The sequence below is a fragment of the Alteromonas sp. 4NH20-0104 genome (assembly GCF_057547795.1).
Window position 1 is genome coordinate 1 of sequence record NZ_BAAJLP010000057.1, and the last position, 8,064, is coordinate 8,064.

The following is an 8,064-nucleotide window of genomic DNA, read 5'->3' on the forward strand; positions in this document are numbered from 1 at the left end:
CTGAAAAGGCTGTTTAAGCTAAGTAAGACTTTTTGGGAGATCCCGGCTCGGAGGCCGGGAAGATTTTAGGGCGTTAGCCTAGTTGAATTAGTCAGTCTGTTTTGGAGATCCCGGATAAGCCTTTTTGCCTTTCCGGGATAAGAAAAAACTTTGGTTTTTTCTTACTTCACCCGCATGCCGGGTTGGGCGCCTTCGTGGGGCTCCAGAATGTATAAGTCTTTACCACCGGGGCCGGCGGCCAGTACCATGCCTTCTGACATGCCAAAACGCATCTTACGCGGTGCCAGGTTTGCCACCATCACGGTGTGCTTACCGATAAGGTCTTCTGGGGCATAGGCAGACTTAATACCGGCAAACACCTGACGGGTTTCGCCGCCCAGGTCGAGTTCCAAACGTAACAGCTTATCGGCCTTTTCCACATGCTCAGCATTGGCAATGCGGGCAATGCGAAAATCGACTTTGGCAAAATCATCAAAGGTGATTTCTTCGCTGATGGGGTCTTTGGCCAGCGGGCTGTTTGGATCGAGTTTAGGCTCAGCGGCGGCAAGGCTTTCTTTTGAATCTTCAACCATGGCGTTAATTTTATCCATCTCTACACGTTGCATCATTGGCTTAAACTTATTAATTGCGTGGTTAGCGAGCACGGTTTGCGCACTGTTCCAGGTTAATTCGTCGTTTAAGAAGGCTTCGGTTTTTTCGGCCAGTACCGGTAATACCGGCTTTAAGTAAGTCACCAGAATACGGAACAGGTTTATTCCCAGCGAGCATACGTCGTGGGTAAACTGCTGCTTGTCTTCCTGTTTAATAGTGACCCATGGCGCGTTGGTGTCAATGAACTGATTGGCTTTGTCTGCCAGCATCATAATTTCACGCACGGCCTGATGGTATTTACGTTTCTCAAACAGGTTAGCAATGGTTTCAGAAGCATCCTGAAACTGTTTAACCAGTTCAGGCTCCAGAACGTTACCTGATAACTTGCCATCAAAGCGTTTGGTAATAAAGCTGGCACAGCGGCTGGCAATGTTAACTACTTTACCAACTAAGTCGGAATTCACTTTTTGCGCGAAATCTTCAAAGTTCAGGTCGATATCGGTGACTCCATCGCCCAGCTTAGACGCAAAGTAATAGCGCAGGTATTCCGGGTTCAGGTGATCAAGGTAGGTGCGGCCTTTAATAAAGGTGCCACGAGACTTAGACATTTTCGCGCCGTTAACGGTAACGAAGCCATGAATGTTCACGCCGGTTGGTTTGCGGTATCCCGCACCTTCCAGCATGGCAGGCCAAAACAGGCAGTGGAAATACGTAATGTCTTTACCAATGAAGTGATAAAGCTCGGCATCTGAATCAAGGTTCCAGAAGCTATCGAAATCCACGTCATTTTTGTCGCAGAAATTCTTAAAGCTGGCCATATAGCCAACCGGGGCATCTACCCACACATAAAAGAATTTATTTGGTGCGCCGGGAATTTCAAAGCCAAAATACGGTGCATCACGGCTGATGTCCCATTGCTGCAGACCGTCTTCAAACCACTCCTGCAGTTTGTTGGCCATTTCTTCCTGAATGGCACCCGAGCGGATCCACTCTTTTAACATGCCCTCAAACTGCGGCAGGTCAAAGAAGAAATGTTCCGATTCCTTAAGGACGGGTGTCGCCCCGGAAACCACGCTGCGCGGGTTCTTTACTTCGGTAGGGCTGTAAGTGGCACCACACACGTCGCAGCTATCACCGTTTTGGTCTTCGGCACCACAGCTTGGGCAGGTACCTTTAACAAAGCGATCCGGCAGGAACATGTTTTTTTCCGGATCGAAAAGCTGGTTAATAGTGCGCTTGGAAATGTAACCGGCCTTATCCAGACGGTTGTAAATTTCTTCACAGAACGCTTGGTTTTCCGGTGAATGGGTTACATAGTAATTGTTGTAATCAACAAAAAAGTCAGTAAGGTCCTGATGGTGCTCGGCGCGGGTCTTCGCCACCATTTCTTCCGGGGTAATGCCAAGCTCCTGGGCTTTCAGCATAACAGGAGTGCCGTGTGCATCATCGGCACAGACGCTGTAACATTCATGACCGCGTAAACGCTGGAAACGGGTCCAGATATCGGTTTGAATATGTTCAAGCAAGTGACCTAAGTGAATAGATCCGTTGGCATAGGGTAACGCACTGGTTACCAGAATTCGGCGCTTGCCGGTAGTCGGCTGACTGAGTTCAGACATAGAATAATTCGTTCGGCTAATTGCTAATGGAAATGGCGCAAATACTAGCGGAAAAGCGCTTTTTTTGCATTGTTTTTGTATGAGTTAATCTCATCTAACCGATAAATTTGCGGGTATTGTATGTTTTTTTCGCGAAAGTCCCCCAAACCCTCGGCGCTACTTCAATGCGCTGCCGATTATTTGAGCAATTATTGCGTGTTGGAAAAAGAAGAGGTACTCAGCTGGTGCTGTGAAGAAAACGGCACGCTTACGGTTACCTTCCCATTTGCGAACCAAACCCAATGGCCGTTTATAGAAGCCGGGCTTAGCGAAGCCCTGAGTAATAAAAAACTGGCCGCTGAATTGAGCTTTAAAACTAAAATTCTAGCCGGGCAAACCGCTAAACCTGCAGTAACCAATATTCGTAATATTATCGCCGTGGCATCGGGTAAGGGCGGGGTAGGAAAATCAACTACCAGTATCAATCTGGCCTTTGCGCTGATGCAGGAAGGGGCCAGAGTTGGTATTCTTGATGCCGACATCTATGGCCCATCGGTGCCTATCATGCTGGGAAATACCGGTGAACGTCCTGCAACAGCCGATAATAAGCACATGCAGCCTTTGCAGGCTCACGGCATGGTGGCAAATTCTATTGGTTATCTGGTACCCGCCGAAGACGCGGCCATCTGGCGTGGTCCCATGGCCAGTAAAGCCCTGTCGCAAATCATTAATGAAACGCTGTGGCCAGTGCTGGATTACCTCATTGTAGACATGCCACCGGGCACCGGTGATATTCAGCTTACTATGGCACAACAAGTGCCTTTAACCGCGGCGGTAGTGGTAACTACGCCGCAGGACCTGGCCATCGCTGATGCTCAGAAAGGCATTGCCATGTTCAATAAAGTGAATATTCCGGTGCTGGGCCTGGTGGAAAATATGAGTTTTTATCAGTGCACGGCTTGTGGGCATAAAGATTATATTTTCGCTAAAGATGGCGGCAATTTATTAGCAGAACGCTACGGTTTGCCGCTGTTAGGCGCATTACCTCTGGATATTCGCATTCGTGAACATGCCGGCGCTGGGAAGCCGTTATTGGTTAGCGAGCCGGATAACCCGTTATCGGAAGCCTACCGTGACATGGCACGGGCAGTGTCGTTTGAACTAGCTAACACAGTGCCGGTTGCAGCAGAGCAGGGGAAGAATATTAAAGGCGATCCCATTGCATTTAATCCGGCAACCGACGGTTAGTTCGCTGAAAATCGCACATTAAGCGGCTAAAACCTTGAAAACACGTTGCCTGGGGGGCGCGGCAGCCGCATAATAGCGCCCCGGTTAAGGCTTAGGAAACTCCCCCATGCGTTTATGTGATCGCGATATTTATCAGTACCTGCAAGACGGCAAAATTAAAATCGATCCACAGCCAGATTATGATCAGATAAGCGGCCTTACCGTGGATATTCGTCTGGGTAATAAATTTCGTGTATTTGAAGATCACGCCGCGCCCTACATTGATTTAAGTGGGCCGAAGTCACAGGTTCAGGCTGCGCTTGAATCGGTGATGAGTGATGAAATTGAACTAACCGAAGACAAAGCGTTTTTCCTTCACCCTAAAGAACTGGCACTGGCCATTACCCATGAGTCGGTTACGTTACCGGATAATATTGTAGGCTGGCTGGACGGCCGTTCCTCGCTGGCCCGCCTGGGTTTGATGGTGCATGTAACGGCGCATCGTATTGATCCCGGCTGGTCGGGTAATATCGTGCTGGAATTTTACAACAGCGGTAAGCTGCCACTGGCATTACGCCCACTAATGAAGATTGGTGCGCTGAGTTTTGAAGTGCTCAGTCAGCCCGCCGAAAAACCCTACAACGCCAGAGTCGATGCTAAATACAAAGGCCAGGATGGAGCGGTAGCCAGCCGCATCTCAGCCGATGGCAAAGACGACAATTAGCCGTTGATTCGACAACTATTTTTTTAAGCTCGGCAACCACTTGTAAATTAATTGTTTAAATTTTACATCTAAAACTTTACTTAATCGATTAAGTTGCTATCTTAAAGGGGTATTGAGAACCTCTTTAAGGAAGCACTTATGCGTTTGGCTACCGCCCTTTATTTGTCTGCTATTGCATTGATGAGCTTAAGCTCTCAGGCGGCAGAGATTTCGGTTAAATCACCAGACGGTGGTATTGAGTTTTCGTTCACTGATGATAACGACTACGCTCAATATACCGTGGACTACAACGGTAAACAGATCATGCGTCCGGCGCGCCTGGGCTTTGGTTTTGCTGATGCCAAGTCTATTTATCGTCACCTCAAAGTCAGTGAAGTCAGCCGTAATAGCGAAGACAGCACCTGGGAACAACCCTGGGGTGAGCAGCGTGTCATTCGTAATCACTATAATGAGCTGGTAGTTAAATTTACCGATAAGCATGATGCAGATAACGCCTTTAACGTACAGGTACGCGTGTTTGACGACGGCATTGGCTTTCGGTACCACGTAGCGGCGGATGGTCAACGCGATATCACTCGCGAAATGACCGAGTTTTCCATAATCGATTCGCACACCGCCACCGCTTACTGGATCCCGGGGCAGGGTTATGACCGGCAGGAATACCTCTACCGCGAAACCCGCTTGCAGGATGTAGGGAAGGCCAGCACGCCAATGACCATTAAACTGGACGACGGTACGCACCTGGCTATCCATGAAGCTGCGCTGGTAGATTACGCTGGCATGAGTCTCGACTGGCAGGCACTTGGCCGTTTTGAAGCCAGTTTAGCGCCTCGTGCAGACGGTATTAAAGTGCGTAAACGGGGCAGTTTCACCACACCTTGGCGTACCGTGCAAATTGCGCCGAATGCGGCCGGTTTAATCAATTCTTATCTTACGCTTAATCTTAATGAACCCAATAAAATGGGCGAGGTGGACTGGATAAACCCGGGTAAATACATCGGGATCTGGTGGGGAATGCATATCCAGAAGTATACCTGGGGTTCTGGCGACAAACACGGGGCCACAACCGAAAACACCATAAAATATATGGACTTCGCGGCGGAGCACGGCTTTGACGGTGTGCTGGTGGAAGGCTGGAATATTGGCTGGGACGGCGACTGGATCCAAAATTCAGAGTTGTTTTCATTCACCCAAAGCTACCCTGATTTCGATATTCAAAAAGTTAGCGATCACGGTAAAAAAGTGGGCGTTAAGCTTATAGGCCACCACGAAACATCGGGTGGGATCACCAACTACGAAGCGCAGATGGAAGACGGTTTTGCGCTTTATCAAAAAATGGGCGTCGAGCAAATTAAAACCGGTTATGTAGCTCACGGGCAAAGCCTGAAAGTCACCGACGAAAAGGGCATCAATCGCTTGGAATACACCGACAGTCAGCCATTGGTTAATCACTTTATTAAAAACATTACCACCGCGGCTAAATACGGCATTTCCATTAACACCCATGAGTCGGTAAAAGACACAGGCTTACGCCGAACTTACCCTAACTGGATTGCCCGGGAAAGCGCTCGCGGTCAGGAGTATAATTCGGGCTGGGCAGCACCGAATACACCAGAGCACGTGCCTATGCTGGCCTTCACCCGCATGTTATCCGGCCCCATGGACTTTACGCCAGGCATATTCGGCCTTGACTACCCACAGATTAAAGGCGGAACTGAAGAGCATGGCCGCGTGAAATACATGCGCCCACAAACCACTATAGCCAAGCAGTTGGCAGAATATGTGGTGCTTTACAGCCCCATTCAGATGGCTGCTGATTTGCCGGAAAACTACGAAGCGCACATGGCACCTTTCCAGTTTATTAAAGATGTTCCTACTGACTGGGAGCAGACTCAGGCCCTGCAAGGCGAAGTAGGCGATTACGTGGTAATTGCACGTCAGGAACGCAAAGCTCGCGAGTACACTGGTAACGACTGGTATTTAGGCGCTATTACCAATGAAGAGGCCCGGGATATCACAGTGCCGCTGAGTTTCCTTAAACCCGGTAAGACTTACGAAGCACAAATCTACAAAGATGGTAAAAAAGCAGACTGGCAAACCAACCCTTACGACGTGGATATCAGCAAACGCAAGGTTACCAGCAAAGATTCGATAAACTTGCACCTTGCTGCTGCAGGCGGCGCGGCCATAAGGTTTAAACAACTGTAACTCAGTAACATAATCCAGTGAGACCAAAGGCGCCTAATTCCTAACCTCAGGCGCCTTTCTTTTTTGTCATTACTCATTTACCTGTGTGACAACACCATTAGTTACTTCCATTGCGCAGCAGAGCCTCATCGAACAAATATTGTACTGGCCTGGCTTTACCTATACAGTTGACGTTGACCAAAAAACACAGGAAAAGGTTCCGTGAGCAGACTAACTACGTTATGTGCATTGAGTTTTCTATTGCTTTCCGGATGGTCTAGTGCAAAGGATTTAAACCAAAAAATTGATGAACTCATGCAGTCCGCGATAGCGGCTGAGGCACCAGGCTGTAATTTGGGAATAATGCATAAGGGAGCGTTCTTGCATAAAGCGGGCTACGGACTTGCTAACCTTGAACTGAATGTACCGTTAGATGGTAATCAGGTGCATAGAATGGCGTCGGTCTCTAAGCAGTTTACTGCCATGGCCGTAAGGATTTTGGCGGAGCAAGGGAAAATTGATCTTGACCAGGATATTCATACCTATTTACCTGCATTGCGAGACTATGGCCATACCGTAACCGTCCGTCAAATGTTAGGTCATACCTCTGGTATGGGCGATTATGATCTTATTGCTGATTCGTATGAAGGTAGCAAAACAGCAAATAACACAGGGTTAAAATCCGCCGCAGGCGGCGATTTTCGTTTAGGTAATGAAGACTACCTTACCATCAGCGAGTTTTATGATGTGGTAAAGCGGGTATCTCTAGCTATGCCACCAGAACAGAAATTTCAGTACAGCAATCTTGCCTATTTTTTATTGTCTATGCTTGTTGAAGAGGTTTCAGGGCAAACACTTCGAGACTTTAGCCATGAATATGTCTTCAAACCACTGAACATGAAACACACCTTTTTTAGTGATAATCCTGTGGAAATTGTTAAAAACCGTGCCTATGGCTACAAGCAACTAGAAGATGGAAGTTATGTAACTGATATGACAAATTTATTTTGGGTTGGTGATGGTGGCTTACACACTAATTTAGATGATTTATTACGATGGAGTGAAAACTTTCTGCACCCGAAAATTGGTAAATCTCCCCACGCATTGATCGACGCTATGAATACGCCAAACAGCCAACAGCAAGCCGGAGAAGGGGTCTTTTACGGTAATGGACAGTTTATCTATACGTATAAAGGTTATCAGGCATACTCACATTCCGGAGGGTGGTTAGGTACTGCTACTTATTACGCGAGATATCCCGAGTTGGCACTGTCTTTTGCTATGATGTGCAATGATGTTTCCAATGACCAAGTTTTCGAGGCGTTTAATGAAGTTCGCGAAGCTGTGTTTGATACTATTATCAACACTGACTAGCGAGTGATAATAACCGCTGTATTGAAAGTGAAGTCTGTACTCTGTTGGAAATTTCGACAACCAGAACAAAAGCCTGATAATTGTATGGCTTAACCGTTGCAATCAGACAAAATATGAGTACACTTAGCGACTCTTTCGGTCGGTGTGTAGCGCAGCCTGGTAGCGCACTGTCATGGGGTGTCAGGGGTCGGAGGTTCAAATCCTCTCACACCGACCAATCTCTCCTATTTTTCAATGACTTACCCTAATCATTGATTGCTCTTGTAAAGAGCGTCCCAAAACTGTCCCATAATTGTCACAATATACAGTAGTTGTAATGTCGAGAATTGCTTTTTACAGGTGATTCCTATAGTATTATTATAA

General features: G+C 47.5%; 5 protein-coding genes and 1 tRNA gene. 5 read left to right on the forward strand and 1 reads right to left on the reverse strand.

The features are described 5' to 3' along the window. Window positions 1-161: 161 nt before the first annotated feature. Window positions 162-2,210, reverse strand: coding sequence for a methionine--tRNA ligase (gene metG, locus AC27IB_RS23205; protein ID WP_487123997.1), 2,049 nt, complete (start codon window positions 2,208-2,210; stop codon window positions 162-164). Between the two features lie 120 nt (window positions 2,211-2,330). Between metG and apbC the strand changes: the two genes are divergently transcribed. From apbC to AC27IB_RS23230, 5 genes are all read left to right on the forward strand, one after another. Beyond that, window positions 2,331-3,437 carry an iron-sulfur cluster carrier protein ApbC gene (gene apbC / locus AC27IB_RS23210; RefSeq protein WP_487123999.1) on the forward strand — a complete coding sequence of 369 codons (1,107 nt, stop codon included), beginning with the start codon at window positions 2,331-2,333 and terminating at the stop codon, window positions 3,435-3,437. A 106-nt stretch (window positions 3,438-3,543) separates the two neighbouring features. Continuing rightward, complete coding sequence (gene dcd / locus AC27IB_RS23215) at window positions 3,544-4,140, forward strand: dCTP deaminase (protein ID WP_296052522.1); 597 nt, start codon at window positions 3,544-3,546, stop codon at window positions 4,138-4,140. A gap of 138 nt (window positions 4,141-4,278) precedes the next feature. Next, window positions 4,279-6,348 (forward strand): glycoside hydrolase family 97 protein, encoded by a 2,070-nt coding sequence (locus AC27IB_RS23220; protein ID WP_296052520.1) that lies wholly within the window; start codon window positions 4,279-4,281, stop codon window positions 6,346-6,348. A gap of 201 nt (window positions 6,349-6,549) precedes the next feature. Next, window positions 6,550-7,701, forward strand: coding sequence for a serine hydrolase domain-containing protein (locus AC27IB_RS23225; protein WP_296052518.1), 1,152 nt, complete (start codon window positions 6,550-6,552; stop codon window positions 7,699-7,701). Between the two features lie 140 nt (window positions 7,702-7,841). Then, window positions 7,842-7,918, forward strand: a tRNA-Pro gene (locus tag AC27IB_RS23230). The last annotated feature ends 146 nt before the right edge of the window (window positions 7,919-8,064 follow it).